This is a genomic window from Aquipluma nitroreducens, from assembly GCF_009689585.1.
In the GTDB taxonomy this organism is placed as follows: Bacteria; Bacteroidota; Bacteroidia; order Bacteroidales; family Prolixibacteraceae; genus Aquipluma; species Aquipluma nitroreducens.
The window spans coordinates 3836379-3859117 of sequence record NZ_AP018694.1 but is presented as its reverse complement, the minus strand read 5'-3'; the positions used below and the strand labels follow the sequence as shown (position 1 = coordinate 3859117).

Sequence of the window (22739 nt, the reverse complement as noted above, 5' to 3'; positions counted from 1 at the left end):
AGCAAGCAAAAACTTAGTTTGTATTGAGTTTCAACAGATGGATTAGGTAAGGTTTATTGTAGCTATTTTCAGTGTTAAGTATTTTTTAAAACAGATCAACAATCTGACCACACAGACTGATTTTTAATGATAAATATCTACTATTGCGTTGCTTTTAAAAAACCCAAAAATCACAATCGTTAATCAATTAATAAATCACTAAATGAGTACTAGCTATAAAGACTTAGGACTTGTGAACACCAAAGAGATGTTTGCAAAAGCAGTTGAAGGCGGATACGCAGTTCCTGCATACAACTTCAATAATCTGGAACAACTTCAAGCAATTGTTCAGGCTTGTGTTGAGTCGAAATCACCAGTAATTCTCCAGGTATCATCCGGAGCCCGCAAATATGCAAACGCCAACTTACTTCGCAACATGGCAAAAGGCGCTGTTGAATTTGCCAAAGAATTGGGCTGCGAAATTCCAATCGCGTTGCACCTTGACCACGGCGACACTTTCGAACTTTGCAAAGACTGTATCGACAGCGGCTTCTCTTCAGTAATGATTGATGGTTCGCACCACTCTTTCGAAGATAACATTGCTTTGACTAAAAAAGTGGTTGAATACGCTCATGCTCACGGCGTGACTGTTGAAGGCGAACTTGGCGTTTTAGCTGGTGTTGAAGATGATGTTGTTGCTGAAAAATCGCACTATACCAAACCTGAAGAAGTAATTGAATTCGTAACTAAAACTGGTTGCGATTCACTGGCTATCTCTATCGGAACTTCGCACGGAGCAAATAAATTCACTCCTGAACAATGCACCCGCAATGCCAATGGCGTTTTGGTTCCGCCACCTCTCCGTTTCGATATTCTGGAAGAAATTGAAGCAAAACTGCCTGGATTCCCAATCGTATTACACGGATCTTCTTCTGTTCCGCAGGAAGATGTTGACACCATCAACAAATTCGGTGGAGCCTTGAAAGATTCAGTTGGTATTCCTGAAGAGCAACTTCGGAAAGCTGCAAAATCGGCTGTTTGCAAAATTAATATCGACTCTGACGGACGTTTGGCAATGACAGCTGCTATCCGCAAAGTATTTGTTGAAAAACCAGGCGAATTTGATCCACGTAAATATTTGGGACCAGCTCGCGATGCTTTGAAAGAGCTATACAAGCACAAAAATGAAAACGTATTGGGTTCGGCTGGCAAAGCTTAATTCAATCGGTTTAATCATACAAAAAGGCAGTCGTGAGGCTGCCTTTTTTATTTTTTCATCCCGACAGGTCACCCTGAACGTGTTTCAGGGTCTCATATATCATGGGATGCTGAAACAAGTTCAGCATGACGTTCCATCAATAGGACGTTGACACGAAACTAGAACGGATAACCAATGGCAAATGAAAGGTTAAACTGGTCGCTTGAAAGTTGATAATTTCCCGGAATAAACCGTTTGCCTTCGGCCAGCGATGGGTCGCGCATTTTTACACCTAAATCGAGACGGAAAAGGAAGTAAGTAAAATCGAACCGCACACCAAAACCAGAGCCAACTGCAATTTGTTTATAAAACGTATCCACTTTGAATACAGATCCTTCCCGATTATCCTTGTAGTTAATCGCCCAAATGTTGCCGGCATCCATAAAAAAAGCACCTTCCATCCGCCAAAACATCTTAAAGCGATATTCCAGATTTGCCTCAAGCTTAACATCTGACGACTGATTTGGATAGATATCAGTAGGAGCTTTGTATGAACCCGGCCCAAGCGAACGAACCTGCCAGGCTCGGATACCATTTGCACCACCGGTAAAGTATTTTTTTTCAAATGGCAAAACATTAAAATTGCCAAACGGGACGCCGATTCCGAAAAAAGCACGACCAACTACTGAACTCAATTTATTGATCATGTGTCCGTATCGGTATTCAAAATCACCTTTCAGATATTGCGCAAAACGGGTATTCAGGACTTCGTAATAGGAGCTTCTGATTCCGGTTATTGAATCAGTCTCAACGATTTTGGTTTTGTTTACCAACCGGGAGTAGAGCGACAGAATGCTTCCGGCAGACTCGATATTTATCTTGAAATACTTATAATCCTCTCTTTTATTCACATTTTGAGTGTTGTACATCCAACTGTAATTCGACGCAGAAATCAGGTGGTCGGTAAAACTGCTTTTGATGTACAAATCCCTGATCGAATTAATGAAAGCCTCATTGAACTTAGAAAGGTTGACGTAATTCAAATCAAGCACATTCAAGGTATGAAACACAAATTCGGAAGTCTTCCAAATGTATCCAAACTTCAGGTTTGTAATCGTTCGGGTATAATCGGGACGTTTTTGATAATTGTACCCGGCTGAGAACCTTGTTTCAGGAATTTGAAATGAAAACCTTCGATTCCCATTGATAAAGCTGATAAATTTAGGAATGGTTAAACTCGTTTCAAAACCCAATTCCTGAGTGTTAAAATTGAACCTGTTATTATCTTTTAAGGCTTGTTGCCGTTCTCTGGCCCCTCTCAATTGAATATCGAGTACCTCAGCCCCACCAAAAACATTTCGTTGCTGATAATTTAGATTCCCCGCCACTCCGAGGTTACCCGATGAATTTGTGCCTTCAACATCAACCGAGAAGTTTTGGCTTGGAAGCGGTGAAAGCTGCATTTTACAATCGAGAAGAGGTATAGAATCGCCTGGCAATGGATCCGTCTCATTAAAACTAATATTGATCAGCTTGAATTGCTTTAAGCGGTTCAGGGCCCGATAGGTTTTTTCGGCATTCTGCAAACAGTACCAGGCGCTGTCTTTCATACGGTTCACATTATAGAACAAAATTGGACGGTATTTTAGTTTTCCGGAGTAAACAAAACGGTAATCCCTTTCAGTTAAAGTATCTAACTTTTGTTCTTGTTGCTCACCATTCAAATCAGCGGTCTTAAACCCGGGATAGATCAGGTAATTCCTGATTTTATATTTTTGGTGCGCAACAACTTCGGCTTCGTCGTTATACAAAAGAGCATCATCAACATTAACGGTTAAATCAACCTGATGGCTGTAGAAATTAGTGTCGGCCTGAAAACTTACAAACTCTTCAGAAAACTTGTAATAGCCTCTGTTTTTCAAATAGGTTGCTATGCGCTGCCGTTCGGCATTCAGAACATCCAGATCAAAAACATCGTTTGGTTTGAGCAATTGGCTGACTGAATCCTTCAGCAAAACACCCTGCAACGACTTATCTTTGATGAAATAGGTGTAATTGCGAATCCTGTATGGTTTCCCCGATTTGATATCGAAGATCAGATTAAGCTTTTTCTTTGCCTGATTGATCACCAAAGAATCCTTCACCACCGCGTTGTAATAACCTTTGTTCTTCAGAAAAATTTGTAACTGATCTTTGCTCTTCTGTGTCTGAAACTCATCATACAACACAGGCGCTTCTCCAACACTCTTAAGCCAGTCGTTCTCCTTTGTGCCAGACGACAAATTATAAACAGCCAAATGGAATTTCAATACTCCCAGAATACGGAGATTTTCTTTTTGCCTGACGTGAATTTTCAACTCTTCAAGCTTCAGATTTTTATTATCAGACCTGACCGAAATCCGGTTGAGCAAATATTTACCTTCAGGCACAAACCGGGTCGAGTTGCATGAAGCAAGCAGAATGATGCAAGCCATGAAACTGAGTTTCTGAAGTTGATAAAATTTGGTCTGAAGAAAAAACGGCATGATTCGATGTTTTTACAAAAATAAACAGAGCTTTCGGTTCACAAGTCTTCCAGACCTTTTATTTTTACATTTTAGAACGAAGAACCGAAAAATATGTTGAGCAAGAACAAAATTAAACTAATCCAGTCGTTAAATCGCAAGAAAGACAGGGATGAATCCGGACTTTTTTTAGTTGAAGGAAACAAAATGGTCGAGGAAGCGCTTCGTTCGGAATACCAAATTGAGACTTTGGTGTGCACGTCTCAGTTTGCTGATCAACATCCTGAAATACGATTAAAAGCAAAAGAGATTATTGAAACCGACAAAGATTCGCTTCAAAAAGCCAGCTTACTTCAAAACCCACAGGAGGCATTAGCGATTATAATTCAACCAGAAATCGAGACTCCGGAACTGAATTTAAACGCAGAACTTTGTCTGGCGCTTGATTTTATTCAGGATCCGGGAAATTTAGGCACCATTCTCCGGATTGCCGATTGGTTTGGTATTACCACAGTGATTTGTTCTGAAAATACGGTTGATGTATTTAATCCAAAAGTTGTTCAGGCTAGTATGGGAGCCATTTTCAGGATAAAAACAGGATATATTAACCTCGAAAGCTTTCTGTCGAAAGCTTCAAAAAGCCAAATCCCGGTTTACGGAACATTTATGGATGGAAATAACATTTACACCGAATCGCTTACCCGAAATGGAATCGTTATTTTAGGAAATGAAGGCAATGGGATATCTGATTCTATTTCCAGATTAGTTAATCGAAGAATTGCAATACCGACATTCTCGACGAATCCAAATAAAGCAGAATCGCTGAATGTTGCCATTGCAGCATCAATTTGTTGTTCTGAATTCAGGAGAAGATAGAAAGTATTCAGTATTCAGTCGCAGCTTGCAGAAAAACTGTTACGGGTTGCGGGTTTTAAGTTCCGAGAACACGCAACTCACAACGCGAAACGCGCAACACAACAGCGATTTCAAGTGGAAGAAAAAGAACTGATTTGTAATTGTTTATTTCGAAGCCAATTTATAGTTTTCGGCAAAAGCTTCGGCGCAGCGTTCGCCATCCATCGCTGATGAAACAATACCACCGGCATATCCGGCACCTTCGCCACAAGGATAAAGCCCAGCGATTTTAACATGTTCAAAAGTGTCTTCTTTCCGTGGAATCCGGATTGGCGAGGATGTACGCGACTCAACTCCGACAATAATCGCTTCGTTGGTTAAATAACCATGAGCTTTTTTATCAATCAGTTTAAATGCTTCCTGAAGCCGTGTCCGTATCCGTTTCGGTAATTTATCGTGTAATGGTACCGATACCAATCCTGGATGGTACGAAGTTTCAGGCAAATCCTGAGAAAAGCGGTCGGCAACAAAATCAGCCATTCGTTGAGCGGGCGCAAACTGTGTTTTTCCATTCAGCGAAAAGCACAAACGTTCAATATTACGCTGAAACTCCAGACCAGCAAATACGCCTAAATGCCTGAATTCGTTCAAATCTTCAGGCCTGATTTCCACAACCATTCCGGAATTGGCAAACCGTGTATTCCGTTGCGTTGGCGACATGCCATTAATAACCATTTCGCCAGGCGCTGTTGCTGCTGGCACCATTATTCCACCTGGACACATGCAAAACGAATAGACTCCTCGCCCATCAACCTGTTCAACAAACGAATAGGTTGCCGGTGGCAAATAAGGTCCGCGAACAGGCTGATTGTATTGAATGGTGTCAATCAATGTTTGCGGATGTTCGGCCCGGACTCCAACAGCGAAGGATTTTGCCTCAATGGAAATGCCCTTTTCGTAAAGCATTTCGTAGATTTCGCGAGCCGAATGTCCGGTAGCGAGAATAACAGCTTCAGCTTCAACTATTGTCGAATCGGCAAGCATAATGCCCGTACATCTGTCATTTTCAATAATTAGATCGGCCACACGGCTGTTGAAATAAATTTCACCTCCGGCCTCCATAATCTTGTTCCTGATACTGGTGATTATTCCGGGCAACATATTGGTACCGATGTGAGGATGTGCATCAATCAGAATCTCGGGAAGGGCGCCATTGGCGTAAAATATTTCAAGAACACGCCTGATATTGCCACGTTTCTTGGACCTGCTATATAGTTTACCATCCGAAAATGTTCCTGCCCCACCCTCTCCAAAACCATAATTCGAATCGGGATCGACCAAATGTTCGCGGTGAATTTTGGCGATGTCGCGTTTACGGTCGCTGACATTCTTTCCACGTTCGAAAATAAGTGGCTTAAACCCTAGTTCAATCAGGCGCAAAGCGGCAAAAAGTCCGGCAGGACCAGCGCCAACAATGATCACCGATGGTTTCTGATCAACAAGGTCGTATTTAAATTCGATTTTTTCTTCTACCGGAAGTTCATCCAGATACACATCGGCGCTCAAATTGATGCGAATCACGCGTTGACGTGCATCAATCGACCGCCGTTTGACATTGATCAGTTGAATCCGATTTTCGTCAACATGAAGTTTTTCGGCTAAAATGGGTTTGTAAAACTCTTCGGAAGAAGCCTGTTTTGGCGAAACTGAGATATTGATTTCCTGTTTCATGTGATAATAATCTGTTTTTTAATTGTCACATGCCTGCCTATCGGCAGACAGGGAATTCGCGTGATATTGTATTATCATCAAGATCAAAATTGCGAGTCATGCTCATTTCAAAGCTATTCGAAATGAAAACTAAGCGTGAAGATATTGGATGATAACTTTGAAAAGGCATTGGTATATACCTGAGCCTGTGTTTCCTTTGGACCGGTATCCAGGACATTATTCAATCCAAAGCTAAACTTTAACTCGGTTGAAAGCCTGAAAAACTGCAAATAGGTATCCCATCCTACACCGGCCTCAAGATACGAACTTAGAGGTTTCAACCTTACCAGGTCTTCGGTTCCACTTTTTGAAATATCGATCCGATAAGCTCCACCTGCAACTAAATATGGCCTTTGATTATTCATCTTTCTTGATTTGTACTTCAACAACAACGGAAAGTCAAGAAAAGTTGATTTAATGGAATAAGAAGATGGATTCGTTGTCTCACCAGAAATATCTATAATTGGAATATTATAGACTAATTTCCGTTCACCAAACGACATGCCGGGCAAAAACCGAAGATCAAAACTCTCAGTTAACCGAAGATTGGTAACAATTCCAACTGTAAAGCCGGGTGTTAAAGTTGATATATCGGCCCGTACTTTAGTATTGTTAGTTTTATACTGAGTATCAATGTCATTAGTAGACAACAAAAACTTTGGATTATCAGAAACGAAGTTATAATGCGTAAAACCAAAATCAATTGTATTGACACCCAAGGTAAAACCGAAATGTATCCGTTTATCATCAAAGGTTGTCAGGTTCTTTAATAAGAGCCTCTGTGCTGTTGATGTTAATCCAGCCAATAAAAAATCAGGATATAGAAAAATTTCTTCACAAGGAAACGGTTATCTATCATTCAAAGAAACCACAAAATTACTAAATTATTGTTCGGTGTTTTACTTTTGGGCTATGTATATGGTAGCAATCCCAAAACTAAGCCTTTTCTGGCTTGTTCGTGAAAAACCAACCTTTTGCAATATCGACAAAAACTTCTGATCATCGGGGAAAGCCATTACCGATTCAGGCAAATAAGAGTATGCCGAACTATCTTTTGAAACCATCCTTCCGATTAATGGCAATATCCCGAAGAAATAAAAAGAATACAATTGTTTCATCGGGAAATACTTTGGCTTCGAGAATTCGAGGATAATCACCACTCCTTCGGCCTTTAAAACCCGGACAAATTCCTTCAATCCATTTTCAAGATTCTCAAAGTTCCGAACGCCAAACGCGACTGTTATTGCATCAAATTGCTCATCATGAAAAGGCATTGCTTCTGAATCGCCTTTTTGGAATTCAATGACCTTATCGAGGCCCAAACGTTTCACCTTTGTCCGACCAACATTCAGCATCTGTTCCGAAAGATCGAATCCAATTATTTTTGAAGGCTTTAGTTTTGATGCAGCAACGGCAAAATCGCCGGTGCCAGTAGCAACATCAAGCAAAACATCTGATTTGTAAGCAGAAAGAATACGGATCGCTTTTTTTCGCCAAAGCTTATCAATGCCAAGCGATAGAAAATGATTTAAGAAATCGTACTTCGGAGCAATATTATCAAACATTTGCTCTACCTGCTGTTTCTTTTGGTAATCGGAATCCTTATAAGGAGTTACTTGCATGTGTGGAAAGTATTCGTAAAAATGTTGCGTGATTCAGGTTACGGGTTGCGGTTCATATTTCTGGTAAAAACGTAACTCGCAACACGAAACTCGATTCAGCCATTATCTTAAAGTTATAACCCTCTTTTAATTTGCCGGAATCATTTTATCGATATACCCAAACGACTCATCGTCAATTCTGATTTCACCTTTGGTAACATGACCCAATGCAAAGAATGGGACTTTCAGGCTACACATAAAATCGACGAACTCATCAACTTTCTTTGGATCAACTCCGACAACAATGCGGCCCATCGCTTCGCCAAAAAGAAAAGCATCTCTGCGGACTTCGGCATCTGTTGTTATATCAAATCCTAGTTCAGAAGGCATTCCAGCCCTTAAAAGAGTGAAAAACAAACCACCTTTACTTACAGGGTTTGCCGAAGTTATATAACCTGCCTCAATAAGCATTTTCATAATATCATGAAGTTTCACTTCAGTATCCAGATCAAAAGCCGGAAGCGATGAATCTGAAATTTCATGGTAAAACTCCAGGTATTCAGACGAATTTACATCATCGTATGACTTACCAATCATGAATAAATTATTGCCCTTATTCTTGAAACTATGAGTTACCAGCTTATCCTTATCAGGAATTGAAGCCATGATTGAAATGATAATCGTAGGATATACCGGACCGTGAGCCGAGAAATAATCAAACCTAATTTTTCGGTCGGTGAGCTTAATGCCAAATTTCTTACACGCATTTTCAAGACCTTTTTTTGCTCCCGCAGCAATAAACTGCCCGTTTGGATCGCCAATGTTGATGTGATACAAAAATGAACTTATGGCTTCAGGAATCGCTCCAAAACAGATCATTTTCCGCACTGCCCGTGCAATAAGAATTTCAGTTGCCTGTTGTGGATCGGCATCGAGATGATGGTGCAACGCATGAGTTGAAATTGCCATCATTTGTCCATTTTCAGAACAAAATATACCTGTTTCGTCATTTTCATCGTTTGACATGGAGGAAACATCAATTGCTTCTTCGGTAAAATCATTGAAATAGTTAATCGGCGCAAGATTTGGATCAACCATCAGGTTAAATACAATATCCTGAATGTCTTGTTCCTCCGGCAATTGGTCGATTGCAAATTCCTGAGTTTCGTTATTTTGTTCGATCATGATGTTTCTTTTAGCTTTAAATGCAGAAACAAAAATAATTAAGTAGTTTGTTATTCCATAAGTTTTGCAGAATTTTTAATTTTAGGCCTCATTAAAACCCTATTCATCAATGAATCAGAAAATAGCTTTAATCACCGGTGCCACAGCAGGTATCGGCTATGAAACTGCTTTATTACTTGCGCAAAATAATTACAATTTAATACTCACTGGACGAAGAAAAGAGCGGTTAACTGTACTAAAAAATAAACTGGAGTCAGAGTTCGGATGCAAAATCCATCCATTAAATTTTGACATCAGGGTAAAAGCTGAAACTGAAGCTGCGTTAAACAGTATTCCGGAAGAATGGAAAGCAATCGATTTATTAATCAACAATGCCGGGCTGGCAGCAGGACTTGCTCCTGTTAATTCGGCCGATGTAGATGATTGGGAAGCAATGATCGATACCAACGTCAAAGGACTTCTGTACACCACAAGAATTGTTTCTCCGTGGATGATCGAAAGAAGGACTGGTCATATTATCAATATTACGTCCATTGCAGGTAAAGAGTCGTATCCCAATGGATCGGTTTACTGCGGAACAAAACATGCCGTTGCTGCCATTTCGAAATCGATGCGGATTGAGCTGATGCCCTTCGGAATTAAAGTGACAACTATTGCTCCGGGAGCTGTCGACACTGAGTTTTCACTGGTTCGTTTCAGAGGAGATCAGGAAAGAGCCGATCAGGTTTACAATGGATTTACACCACTTTCAGGAAAAGACATTGCTGAAACAATTTTATTCGTATTGTCGCGGCCTGCACACGTTAACATCGACGATTTGTTGATCATGCCTGTTGATCAGGCTTCTGCAAGAGATTTTAACCGAAAATAATTTACAAACCCATATCTATTTCAGGACGAAAAAGAATGTTTGCTGACAGAACATTCTCAAGAACCAATTATCCGGCTGATAATCATGGCCATAAAGATTTTAAAATGATCATTTTCAATTCAGAATATTTAAAAGAATATACAATACAGGTGTTCGTAAAAATGGGATGCCCTTTGGAACAGGCAAAAATTGCTGCTGACTGTTTGAATCAGGCCGATTTACGCGGTGTAGATTCACACGGAGTTGCACGCTTATGTGGTTACGTTCGTCTCTGGGAACTTAAACGTTTGAACGCAACGCCAGAAATGAAAATCATGCACGAGACACCAAGCACCGCAGTATTGGACGGCGATTTGGGACTAGGCCTGGTAACTGCTCCACATGCCATGCAAATTGCTGTTGAAAAAGCAAAAATAGCCGGAACTGGCTGGGTCGCCGTACAAAATTCGAATCACTACGGAATTGCCGGATACCATGCCATGATGGCTCTTGAAAATGATATGATTGGTATTTCAATGACAAATGCCAGCCCGCTAGTTTCGCCAACTTTTTCAAAAAGTCGGTTTCTGGGAACCAATCCGATTGCAGTAGCAATCCCTGCATTAACACAGCCACCATTTGTTATCGATATGGCAACAACAACTGTAGCCAATGGGAAATTAGAAGTTTTGCAGCGCAAAGGACTGGATGCTCCCTTGGGGTGGACTCAGGATAAAGATGGTAATCCAACAACCGATGCCTATTCGCTAAAAAAAGGTGGATCGATGCTTCCGCTTGGTGGTGACCGTGAACATGGCGGCCATAAAGGCTATTGTTTGGGAGCTATGGTGGACATCTTCTCTGCTGTTTTATCTGGCGCCAATTATGGTCCATGGGTTCCACCATTTGTGAGTTTCCTCGACCCACCTAAAAATCAAGTTGGAAAAGGCATAGGACATTTCCTGGGCGCCATCCGGATTGACGCTTTCAGATCGGCAGAAGATTTTAAAAAAGACATGGATAACTGGATTGAAACGTTTAGAAACGCAGAACCATCGGCCGGACAAGAGCGTGTTCTCATACCTGGTGACCCTGAACGTGAACTAACCATCGAACGTCAGAAAAATGGAATACCTTTACACGAGCAAGTCGTTGCTGATTTAAAGGATTTGGCTACACGATTCGGTTTAAATTTTAATGAAAACCCAGAGAACAAGAATTAAACATAAGACAGAACTTACATGTACGAAGCATTAGTAATAACTCCGGTAAAAGATTCGTTGAAAACAACGACTGAAACCATTGAATCCATCAAAAACTCAACTGGTAATTTTCATTATTGCATTTTCAACGATTTCAGTACGAAGGAAACAACAAATAACCTCAAATCGTTAAGCGTCCAACACAATTTTGAACTGATTAATCTTGCTGAAATAACCAATACCCCATCACCAAACTATCGTCTTGTACTCCAATTGGCACAAGAAAAAGCATTAAAACTCAATCTTCCACTCATTATCGTCGAGTCTGATGTTGAAGTACAAAGCAATACCTTAAGCGAATTAGTTAGGCAATCAAAAGAGCTTCCGGAGTGCGGCATGGTTGGATCAGTAACCAGAGATCGTGAAGGGAAAATTAATTTTCCATACCTGAATTTCAAGAGAACAAGAAAAGAGATCGCTAAAACAAGGCATAGTCTAAGTTTTTGTTGCACCTTAATTTCCAACGAATTACTAAAGAAGTACGATTTCAAAACACTTTCAACCGAAAAACATTGGTACGACGTTTCAATATCACGCAAATCGCTTCAATTGGGATTAAACAACTATCTACTTCTAGACGAAGGCGTTTTGCACAAACCACACAGCAGCAGACCCTGGAAACAATTAAAATATAAAAATCCAATCAAATACTATTATCAAAAACTGATCAAGCGCCTCGACCGAATCTAAAGATCTCAATGGTAAACAGATACGATAAATTTAAAATCTATAGTCATGTCTTATTCTGGATTTGCAGCATTACTTTTGCAATCTCAGCTTTTTACGTTGCATCCGATCATAAATTAATCCTGAACAGCGATCTTTTCCTGCGCGCGTTAATTCCGAACATAGGCTTTGCCTTGGCTGTTTATTTCAATTTGTATCTCCTAATTCCAAAATTCCTCAAGAACAAAAATTACATTTTCTATACCTTCTGGCTAATAATTTTACTTGCAATTTCAGCTATTTTAATTCAGTTAATTTTCACTTATCTATCAGAACCAAGAAGCCTTTCAGATCAGTTTCGAAACATGTTTTCTTCGCATTTCTTTACGGCCTTGTTTTATGTAGGAATAACTTCACTATTCAAATTCGTTAAAGATTGGTTAAAGCTTCAGGAAATAAAATTGAAAATCACGCAAATCGAGCGCGAAAAACTTGAGGCAGAATTAAATACTCTAAAATCGCAATTAAATCCACACTTTCTGTTTAATAGTCTGAACAATATCTATTCATTGTCGCTGGTAAATTCGCCAAGAACGCCAGAGATTATACTGAAACTATCCGATTTAATGCGCCATGTACTTTACGAATCCAGGGAAAACTTTATCTCCGTTAAAGAAGAATTGAATTTTCTGAGTAATTTCATCGAATTGCAAAAAATCAGATTAAACAATGAAATTGAAATTCAATATTTGATTGAAGGTGAAGTTCCGGACACAAAGGTTATCCCTTTAATTTTCGAACCGTTTATCGATAATGCATTCAAACATGGACTAAGAAACCCTGCACCTTTACCGTACATTCATGTATTTATCTATTTTCAGCAGATACGATGCGATTTAAGATTGAGAATAACTTTGATTGCACGCGACTAAGCAAAACGAGTAAAAGTTCAGGGATTGGGTTAAAAAACATCGAACGTCGCCTCGAATATCTATATTCGCCCAATGAATATAAATATGAAGTAATCAGAACCAACGATACGTTCTCCATTCTACTTGAAGTTCAACTTAAACAATGATCAGAAAGAGTATTATATGATCTTAAAAACACTAATTATTGACGACGAGCCGTTAGCCTTAAATGTTCTTCGGAAATATACTGAAGATATCAAATCAATTGAAGTCATAGGGTTTTGCAACAATGCCGTAGAAGCAGTTGAAATCATCGAAAAACAGACTGTTGATTTGATTTTTCTGGACATAAACATGCCCAAACTGTCAGGCATTGAATTTTTAAAAATGCTAAAGAACCCTCCATTAGTCGTTTTTACCACTGCGAACAGTGAATATGCCATGGAAGGCTATGAATTAAATGTATTGGATTATCTGGTAAAGCCTTTCTCGTTCGCTCGTTTTCTAAAAGCATTTCAAAAAGCAGAGTATCAATTTCAATTGACAAGAAAAACTACATCTGAGGAAAAAGCAGAATCTGTATTCATAAAATCGAACAAAAAAACGTATCAGGTTAAATTTAGCGAAATTATATACATTGAAGGCTTGGGTGACTATATCAAAATCTACACTGAAAAATCACATTTAGTGACAAATCTCTCAATGAAGAAAATGGAGGAACTCCTTCCACCAAGTGATTTCTACAGAATACATAAATCGCACATAGTGAACCGTACGAAGATAATTGCAATTGAAGGAAATATGGTTGAGTTACCCGGTATAAAACTGACAATAGGCAGCAATTACAGAACAGATTTCTTCACCAGAATTAGCAACATCTCAATCTAAAGATCTCAAAAGCTATTCAAAAACAAATCCTTGCTCGGTCAGCATGTCCAGCAACTTTTTCGAGAAAAGCTGACTATCAGCACTTTTATATCGAACATCAGTATAAACCTGAGCCAGGTTTTCTTTTCCATTCTCTGCAACAAATTTTTGCGAAGATTCCAACTTCTCTTTAAACTCATACATTTCCCGGATAGCTTTCACGGAATAATTCTGATATTCTTCATAGTGTACAACAGAATCCAAAGATAAACGGTCAGTTAATTCAGGAACAAGCTCAGGATAGCCAATCGCTAAAGTTGTAATTGGAATTACTCCTTCTGGTAAACAGAGAACTTTACCAATTTCAGGAGCATTGTATAGCGTGGTCCCCAAATAACAAATACCTAATCCGTAGCTTTCGGCAGCAACGCAAATATTCTGTGCCAAAATCGAAGAATCAATAGTGCCATTTAACAGCCACAATAAGCCGGTAAAATCAACATTGGCATTATTCAGCAGACACCATGATTTAAATCGGTTAACATCGAAACAAATAGTCAGAATCAAAGGGGCTTCCTTCACCATCGGTTGATTAAAGTGAAATGGGGCGAGATCGGCTTTCTTGTCAATGCTTCTTGTAACAATAATACTGTAAAGCTGCATATTCCCGGTATTCGACGAGCGAATTCCAGATTCCAAAATATCAGTAAGAATATCTTTATCAACAGCAGTTGCTTTGTACTTTCGTATCGTACGATGCGATTTTAACAATTCCATATCTAGAAGTTTATATAAATAAAAAAGGGAAGCCCGCAAGCTTCCCTTTTTAAATCAATCAATTCGGCATTACCTTTTAAGAAGCTTAACAGTTTTGAGTACTGCACCATCTTGGTAAAGAGAGATGAAGTAAACACCACTGCGGAGTTCGTTTAATTGAATTGTGCTTTCTGGATTAACCACTTCTTTCACAATCTGACCAGCGATGTTAGAAACAACAACCTTAGAAAGTTCAGAAGCATTAGATACAGTCACATAATCAACAAATGGGTTTGGATAAACCTTAAACTCGAGAGAATTATCTTTTGGATCAACAACTGGAGTTGCCCAATCTGTACCTGTTTTGAAAGTCCATTTGGTTTTATCACTTACAGCAACAACATTGTTGCCAGCAGCATCTTTTACAACACCAGCATCAACTAATACATAATAATCAGTAGATTGTGCAAGGAAATCAGTAGCTGTAGCTACATAAGTTACAGTAACCGTTTTCCCATTAACCATTGAAGCTGTAACTGGAATAGTAATAACTGTAGCATCATCAGATTTCTTAACAATTTTAACACTACCCACACCCAATACAACATCTTCATCAAATGTCATCACTAAAGTTGGATGATTATCAGTAAGTGTTGTTGCATTTGGAGTCCAAGTTAACAGAACAGGAGCCGTTACATCAGTTACAGTTGTAAAGTTCCAGATAGAAGGAGAAGTAATACCAGCATAAGCAACCTTGCTAGGTAATGTATTTGTTACAGTACCAGCCTCAACAATAACATGATAAGCAGTATTTGACTTCAATGGATTTAAGAAAGTAATAGTAGCCTTTGTACCACTTACAACAGCATCAGAAATATTAACTGTTTCAGCCAATGTACCTGTAGCTGTTTCAATCAGTTTAACAACGCCTGATCCCTTCATTACTTGACGATCAAAAGTCATATCTAAAACAAGATTACTTACAGGAATTGCAGTAGCATCGTCAGCAGGTACCAACCCATTTGCAATTACTTTAGGAGCCTCAGTAACCTCAGTTGAGAATGTCCAACCAGTGTTAGTCATGATACCAGCAAATTTAGCGTTGGTATTTTTAGCATTTACAAAAGTACCAGGTTCAACTTCAACGTAGTATTCAGTTTCAGGAGCAAGAGTATTTGTAAAATCAATGGTTACAAATAATCCACTTGGATCTAACTTAATACGATATTCAGTAGATGAAACACGTAATAAATCAAATGCATCACCACCCTTTTTGTAAAGAGCAATATTTCCAGAACCAATTTTTACTTTTTTGTCAAAAGTAATTACTAAATTATCGTAAACATATACGTCAGTGGCACCAATAGCAGGTGATAAACTAGTTACCACCGGAATTTGGTCATCAGCAGTTGAATATGTCCATGAAGTATAGTCAACAGTACCGGCAAAAGGATTGGCCAATGGTGACAAATCCACAATAGCTCCAGATGGAATCAACACATAGTATTCCATGTTATTCTCACGCGCAGCAGCTGAAGGATTAATCAAAATAATTTTAGAATTATCCGATTTAGTCGTTAATGTAGATGCAGCAATGGTTTCAACCAATGTACCGTCTTTACGATAGATTTTGATATCACCTGTACCAGCCTTTACTTTTTCGTTAAACTCAATTGACAATTTATCAGAAGAGTTTAAATAATCTGCTTTATTTGGAGCGTATTTCGTTCCGGCTAATATTGGAGCAGTATAATCAACAACATCAAATAAGATATAGCCAGAGATTCCCTCATCCTGAGTCTCAACATCCATCGGATCAGCCATAACCTGATTATTCAAACTGTCAACCAAAGCTGCAGGAACAGAAGGATCAATAATAGAAGCAGATTTTAATGCCAATAAATCAGGCTGGTAAGTATGTCCAAAATCGAAATTCAACCGAACAGTCGACGATGATGGCAAGTCTACAATTGGGTCAAGAGTAACAACTCTTTTGTTTGCAGAAATGGTTGCATTAACAGCAATAGGTTCATTACTATCATTGTCATAAAGTTTAAAATAGTCTTTTAACTCACTATTTTCCAAAGGACTAAAATAACCTACTGAAGCGCCTGTAGGGTCTTGTTGTACAATACCTCTACTGAAAGTAATCGTTACAGTTTTATCCTTAGCAACATTAACTGATGCGTTTGCAGGATCGAACATTACAGTTGGAGAATCACTAATTTTAGTTGTAAAACTAATACTTTGAGCAGGAACAGCATTATCAGATACGTCTTCGAATACCTGTCCAAAACTTAAGGTATAATCAGTATTAGATTTCAAACCACCGGTAGGTATAATCCTAAAATTATCAGCACCTGCGGTTTCAGTAGTAAATTTAACAGCCTTTTGTGCACCATCAACCAAAGTTACTAAAGAATCAAGGTCATCCTTTATAAATGCTGAATTATCCAACAAACGTACTGCCTCAGAAAAGTCTACGTAAATAGGAGAATTCAATTTAACAGGAGCCTCATCTATAGCTATAGGAGCATTATCAGCATCTAAAACAGTAAAATCAACTGTAGGAGCTTTAATGTCTTTGATAGCAATATTCCAATTAAACCCATAATTTGGATTACCTGAAAGATCTTCAATAACACCAGCTTTAACAGCAATGTTATATACACCCATATTTTCAACAAAGTCTAACCCAGGATTAATGGTTAAAACGCTGCCAGCTATAGTAACCTTAGAACTGTTCGCTAAAACTAATTCTTTAACATCACCACCATTAGTGATCAATATATCACCCGCACCTGCAGCAGCACCAAGTTTAATACCTTCTTTGAAAGTAATGACAATATTTGAATTTGGGTCTGCCTTAACCTGAGAGCCTGGAACATAATTACCACCAGTATAAGTAACAGTAGCATTTTCTCTGACATTAATACTTGAAATTAATGGAGCAATGTCATCAGCAGTGTTAAAAGTATAAGTACTAACATTACTAAATCCAGTAAATTGATTAACCGTTTTAGCTTTTGAACCTGAACCAACAGCAGGATATGGATGTGTATCATCAGCATTATCAAAATCAGAAGATGCTGCCCATACATCAGTTACAAAACCCTTATCAACTACTAAATAGTACGATTTATTAGGTTCAATACTTGATGCTGAAACAGTTAACGTAAGTTCTTTTCCAGTTTCAACATCAATTGTAGCAGAACTTGCAGCAATAGTCTGAACCAATACATTATTTGAATCATACAAATAAGCAGAACCAGTTCCAGATTGAATCTTGTCAGCAAACTTGAGAGTAATGTCAAAATCTTCTGCTGGATCTACATCCAATTTGCCATTATCGACAAACTCAGCAACCGTAGGAGCAGTAATATCAGCAGTTCTGATATTATGACTTTCAACGGCAGTTTGTGAAGTTGAATTTACAACATCTTGTGCTACAACATACAACACATATTTAGTCTGAGCAGTAGTTGCAATAACCAAAGATTGTACTGGATCAGCTTCAGAATCAACAGTAACAGCAGTTCCATTTGCTAGTAAAGTAGCTTTGTTAGGTGCAGAGGAAGTTGCAGGTAATAACAAATAATAAGCAACTGCGTCTTCATCGTAATCAAGGTTTACTTTGATTTCTGTTCCCTTATAGTTTTCAATTACATTAACACCAGCAGCTGATGCAAACTGACCAACAGGTGCGGTATAATCATCAACCTCAAAAGTAAAACTATAAGCAGCTGACATTGCATTTCCATCAGCATCTTCAACATTATTAACAACGACATCGTAAAGGCCAAATGATGTTAAGTTATTATTGAAAGAACTTGCATCAACAGTAATAGTCTTTTTATCGGCGCTAATGTTCGCTGTAAAAGATGGTATAACCTCGTTAATACCATTGTCTGCTAAAGATGAATTTGCAACAATGGAAATAATATCACCAGGAATGTCTGAGCTCACAATTGTGGAACCGTCAGTATTACGAACAGGTTCATCGAAATTAATAACAATATTAGAATTCCGTTTTACCATTGTCCAATTTGGTGTTGTACTAACTTTATAAGTACCATCAACAACAACGGTAGGGACAGGTGCGTTCGTTGAGCCGGTGTTAAACTGGAAAGTAGTTCCGGTTATAGCTTCATTAACATCGCCGTAAATATCTTTAACAGCGCCAGCGTCTAAAGTAACAGTATAGAGTTTATCAGCTGTTAAATTTTGTAATGCAACATTAATATTGTTTCCACTAAACGAAACATTTGATTCTGACATTGCATATTGTTGAGCAATATTACCATCAGCTGAAACAGTAACTGTTGCGGTATTGCTACTTTTGGCAATAGCTTCATCAAAAGCAATAACAAGATCTGCAGTAATAACTACGTTATCAGTACCTGGTTTTGGTGAACTCAAAGTTGCCACAAAGGCAGGCACATCATTTTGCGCGGTAGAAAAGTACCATGCTTTATTCGCAGTAATAGGTGATTGCGAACTTTCATCTACACTAGCTGTACCTGTAGCATCAGCATATGGTAAAACATTTTGACCAACAGTTATAGTACCAGGCAAATAGTTTGCATCATTTACCAACCCGGCGAATTTATTACCAGCCATGTCGGTAATTGCACCATTACTAACAGTAACTTTATAAACCGGGGTACCAGTTAGAGTCGAGTTAGCAGTAACTGGTATAAAAGCTGCATGACTAACAGAAACTTCGTGGCCAGTAGAGTTAATCGTAACAGATGTCGAATTTACATCAATAACAGTCTGTGGCTGGTTTGTAAGATCTACACGTTGAATAACAATTGAACCACTACCCTTTTTAACCTTATCTCCAGCGAAAATTAATTTTAAAGGTGCAGCAGCATCATTTGGATCAGCAGCTGCAGGAGCATCTACTGAAGTTAACACAGGAGCTGAATAATCAACAATGGTAAAGTCAAGTGCATTCAAATCAATAAGGCTAGCTCTGTTATTATTTGAACTGGCGATGTAACTTCCATCAACAATAACATCATAAGATGCACCACTTTCAAATACATAAGGAGATGGCGTGCCACCAGTAACCCAGGTTAAGTTAAAACTAACCGTTGAACCTAAAAAGACCAAGTCACTTGCAGTAGCATAAGCAACAACAACACTAGAACTATTCAAAACTTTAACAGCAACATTACTTACGGTATTAGCAGTACCCGAATCAGAATCAGGATCAACAGTAAAGCCTTCTTTTCCATTAGCATTTGAGCCAGTGGTTGCTGTATTAAGTTTCACATTTTCAGAGTAAGTTAATGCAATACTATTAGTAGTTTTAACAACATTTTCAGCATTATCTGCAGGGACAGAACTTACCAAAGTTGGTGTAGTTTTGGTAACAAAAGTAGTACTTACGCCAGTAACTTTATTATGCGCAGCATCCTCAAGTACACCAGTAGCAATAGCTAAATAATAAGTTGTTCCTTCTTTAAGATTAACTGAAGGGTTAAAAGTATAGCTAACTGTTCCATCGCCATTAGTAACTTTACTAGGTGCAGCAAGTGGAACAACTGTGCCATTAACATCGCCTACGCGAAGTATAACTTGATTTTCAGTTGGATCGACTGCTAAACTTTCACTAAATTTAACAACCAAACTAGCATCAGCTGCAACTACAGGAACATTCGTCTTAACAAAGTCAAAAGTAGCAACAGGAGAAACTTTATCAGCAATGTTATAAGTAACAGTTGCAGGCAAACCCTGATTAGCGCCATTGATTAAATTTAAATCCTGATATCCATCAGAAATATTTAAAGTATAAGCACTACCACTTTTCAAATCTTCAACAGGATTAATGGTTACATCCCTTGTGGAAGAACTGTAAGTTGCTACAAATTGTACAGGATCACCTGCATTTTCATTCAGATTAATTAAACTAACTACCAATATTATCATTGGTAATTGCGCCACCGCCAAGTAATTCAACATCTTCAGAAAATCTAACAACTAGATTATCACTTGGATTTTTCGTGTATGATTGTCCATCTACAGCAGTATTGGCAGTATTATTAGTTCCTACATAAGGATCATCATAACTGTCGGTATTGTAAGATTTCTTCTGTTCAGTAGCAATAACATTACCAGATAAATCATAGGCTTTATTCTTCAGAAGTTTTACAACATAAGTAGAATTCTGTGTCCATGCAACAGTAATAGTAATTTTTTTTGCGCCATAGCTAACTGATGTAGGTGTAACTGGATCATTGTCTTTCTCAACAGCGATACTACTTAAAGCTGTAGTACTATTCATCATTACAGTTCCGGTTTCATCTGAATAAATATCTTCGCTGAATGTAAGCACAACAGTTTCATTCGATGCTAATACACCTTCATGTGCAGGAGATGAGAAAGTTACAGTTGGAGCCACAACATCCTTCGTTGTAAAATTCCAACCTGTTGCAGTTGTAATACCATCAAATTTATTACCTGATTTGTCAGAAATAACTCCTGAAGCAATATTAATGTAGTAACCACTGGCACTTGCCAATTTCGTTGCAAATTTTACAGTAACTAAATCAGTGGCAGTACCTGTACCAGTAGAAGGACCAAATACTACTTTATCAGAAGTAATATCAATAGATTCAACAGTAGAATTATCAGAAGATTTCTTCAGGATAATGTTACCTGCACCAGCTTTTACATTTTCTGTAAATTTAATAGATACAGTACCATGACCATCTGCAGTAACACCATCTAAATATTGAGCAACTCCAGTAGCGTTATCAGCAGGTGTCAAACCTGAAATAGCAACTGTAGGAGCTTGTACATCCAATGTAGTTTTAGAATCTGTTTTACCAACAGCACTTGTTAACGGATCATTTGTCGGTGTTGGACCATATTTCGCCTTATTTACAGAAACATAAAAAAACACATATTCTTCACCTTCAGTAAGGTTTTGATATTTATATGTATATTCCGTTCCTGCAGTAGTTGCAGCAACCATTTTTGCAGAACCACCTCCCGCTATAACTGTAGCAGCAGTTGGGGCAGTAAAACTAGTACCATCCACCGTTGCTTTAGAATAGGCAATAAAATATACATCAGCTGGCTCATCCAATTTAACTTTCAAATCAACTGAAGTACTTGCAACAGTTCCAAAAGCAGGATAATCAGTAGCAAACTTAGCCGGAGTGTAATCACGGGTTGTGAAATTCCATTTAGTTTTATCAGAAAGTCCAGCAAAAGGATTTTTATTATTTAGATCAGAATCTGCATTGGTATCTACAAAAGCACCTGCATCAATTAAAATATAATAATCTGAATTTTCACGCAAATTTGTAGTTGTAAACTCAACTGTACCATTTGTAGAACCACTAGAAGTAATAGTAATCCTGGAAGCATCTCCTGCATCAATCATTTCATGAACATTACCAGCAGCAGTATAAATCTTAATATACTTACCACTCACACCAGTAACAGGTTCGTTAAATTTAACCGTAAAAGATGAGGTTTTGATACTTAACGCATTCGAAGATGAGAATGCTCCACCAACATTAGTTGCGCCATCAGCAGGAGTAAAAGTAGATAAAGTTGCCAACTTTGGAGCAGTGAAATCACCAGTAGTAAAATTCCAGTCAAGAGCTGGAGCAGTTGCAGTAGGAGCAACAAAACCTGGGAAAACAACACTTGTTCCATCTGGTTTCATTTCCTTTACAACTTTATCAGGCATAACAACATAATAACCAGTGTTATCCGACAGTGTAGCCTGAAGATCAATGGTTATTTTTGATCCATCAATAACAAAACGGGAACTTGGTAGGGTAATTGCATCAGCAGGAGATGTATCTCCATTTTTAAAGAGCTGAATAACAGCTCCTGTGTAATCCTCCCCTTGTGCAAGCGGATAATCAAAGGTGAGAGTAAGATCTGTACTAGGCTTGACGTTTGTTTTTCCGTCAGCCGGGACTCGATCAATTACTCCTCCATAAACCATTTGTAGCCCCAGAACACAAAAAAGTGCCAAAAGACTAAAAAGCCGAGTAAATAATTTTCTCATAGCATTTGTTTTTTAATTAAACTTAATTGATTGATTGATTGAATTTTATAATTCATTTTTATCTTAATTATTATTCGTCCCCTTGTAAATTAGACAGTTTATAATGCAAACGTATAAAAATTATAAGCAATGTACAACAATATGGTCTGATAATAATAAAATATTTATCAGCCAGATGCACTTATTTTCCTACGTATTGCGAAGTTTTCACTCATCCTGAGTCAAAAACAAAACCACTCATAAATTCCCTTAATTAGTATTTAACCGATTTAAGATGAGTTTGCTTTCATCATCTTC

15 protein-coding genes are annotated in these 22739 nt (G+C 38.3%); 7 read left to right on the top strand and 8 right to left on the bottom strand.

Features of this window, described 5'->3' with window-relative positions:
* Positions 1-202 precede the first annotated feature (202 nt).
* On the top strand, positions 203-1198 hold the full coding sequence (locus tag AQPE_RS16160; protein WP_318347539.1) for a class II fructose-bisphosphate aldolase: 996 nt from the start codon (positions 203-205) through the stop codon (positions 1196-1198).
* A 158-nt stretch (positions 1199-1356) separates the two neighbouring features.
* Here AQPE_RS16160 and tamL read toward each other — a convergent pair whose 3' ends face one another.
* Entirely contained in the window at positions 1357-3702 is a 2346-nt protein-coding gene (gene tamL, locus AQPE_RS16155; RefSeq protein ID WP_318347538.1) for a translocation and assembly module lipoprotein TamL, read from the bottom strand.
* Positions 3703-3795: 93 nt separating this feature from the next.
* Here tamL and AQPE_RS16150 point away from each other — a divergent pair, with 93 nt between their 5' ends.
* Positions 3796-4557: a TrmH family RNA methyltransferase gene (locus AQPE_RS16150; RefSeq protein ID WP_318347537.1), complete on the top strand. Its 762-nt coding sequence runs from the start codon at positions 3796-3798 to the stop codon at positions 4555-4557.
* A gap of 144 nt (positions 4558-4701) precedes the next feature.
* Here the strand turns inward: AQPE_RS16150 and AQPE_RS16145 are convergent, their stop codons facing one another.
* The 4 genes from AQPE_RS16145 to AQPE_RS16130 form a co-directional block, all read right to left on the bottom strand.
* Positions 4702-6267 carry an NAD(P)/FAD-dependent oxidoreductase gene (locus AQPE_RS16145; protein ID WP_318347536.1) on the bottom strand — a complete coding sequence of 522 codons (1566 nt, stop codon included), beginning with the start codon at positions 6265-6267 and terminating at the stop codon, positions 4702-4704.
* A gap of 113 nt (positions 6268-6380) precedes the next feature.
* Positions 6381-7112 carry a type IX secretion/gliding motility protein PorT/SprT gene (porT, locus tag AQPE_RS16140; RefSeq protein ID WP_318347535.1) on the bottom strand — a complete coding sequence of 244 codons (732 nt, stop codon included), beginning with the start codon at positions 7110-7112 and terminating at the stop codon, positions 6381-6383.
* Positions 7113-7205: 93 nt separating this feature from the next.
* Entirely contained in the window at positions 7206-7928 is a 723-nt protein-coding gene (ubiE, locus tag AQPE_RS16135; RefSeq protein ID WP_318347534.1) for a bifunctional demethylmenaquinone methyltransferase/2-methoxy-6-polyprenyl-1,4-benzoquinol methylase UbiE, read from the bottom strand.
* A 126-nt stretch (positions 7929-8054) separates the two neighbouring features.
* Positions 8055-9092 (bottom strand): AIR synthase-related protein, encoded by a 1038-nt coding sequence (locus AQPE_RS16130; RefSeq protein ID WP_318347533.1) that lies wholly within the window; start codon positions 9090-9092, stop codon positions 8055-8057.
* Positions 9093-9201: 109 nt separating this feature from the next.
* Between AQPE_RS16130 and AQPE_RS16125 the strand changes: the two genes are divergently transcribed.
* From AQPE_RS16125 to AQPE_RS16105, 5 genes are all read left to right on the top strand, one after another.
* The gene (locus tag AQPE_RS16125; RefSeq protein WP_318347532.1) at positions 9202-9963 is read left to right on the top strand and encodes an SDR family oxidoreductase; all 762 of its coding nucleotides are present in this window, start codon (positions 9202-9204) and stop codon (positions 9961-9963) included.
* A 35-nt stretch (positions 9964-9998) separates the two neighbouring features.
* Positions 9999-11165: an Ldh family oxidoreductase gene (locus tag AQPE_RS16120; protein WP_318347531.1), complete on the top strand. Its 1167-nt coding sequence runs from the start codon at positions 9999-10001 to the stop codon at positions 11163-11165.
* 18 nt (positions 11166-11183) lie between these two features.
* On the top strand, positions 11184-11894 hold the full coding sequence (locus tag AQPE_RS16115) for a glycosyltransferase (protein ID WP_318347530.1): 711 nt from the start codon (positions 11184-11186) through the stop codon (positions 11892-11894).
* A gap of 8 nt (positions 11895-11902) precedes the next feature.
* Entirely contained in the window at positions 11903-12802 is a 900-nt protein-coding gene (locus tag AQPE_RS16110; protein ID WP_318347529.1) for a sensor histidine kinase, read from the top strand.
* A 162-nt stretch (positions 12803-12964) separates the two neighbouring features.
* Complete coding sequence (locus AQPE_RS16105) at positions 12965-13669, top strand: LytR/AlgR family response regulator transcription factor (RefSeq protein WP_318347528.1); 705 nt, start codon at positions 12965-12967, stop codon at positions 13667-13669.
* 12 nt (positions 13670-13681) lie between these two features.
* Here the strand turns inward: AQPE_RS16105 and AQPE_RS16100 are convergent, their stop codons facing one another.
* From AQPE_RS16100 to AQPE_RS16090, 3 genes are all read right to left on the bottom strand, one after another.
* Positions 13682-14425 (bottom strand): nitroreductase family protein, encoded by a 744-nt coding sequence (locus tag AQPE_RS16100; RefSeq protein ID WP_318347527.1) that lies wholly within the window; start codon positions 14423-14425, stop codon positions 13682-13684.
* 69 nt (positions 14426-14494) lie between these two features.
* Positions 14495-20356, bottom strand: coding sequence for an Ig-like domain-containing protein (locus tag AQPE_RS16095; RefSeq protein WP_318347526.1), 5862 nt, complete (start codon positions 20354-20356; stop codon positions 14495-14497).
* Positions 20322-22442 carry an Ig-like domain-containing protein gene (locus AQPE_RS16090; RefSeq protein ID WP_318347525.1) on the bottom strand — a complete coding sequence of 707 codons (2121 nt, stop codon included), beginning with the start codon at positions 22440-22442 and terminating at the stop codon, positions 20322-20324. Before AQPE_RS16090 ends, AQPE_RS16095 begins: the two co-directional genes overlap by 35 nt.
* Positions 22443-22739: the final 297 nt, after the last annotated feature.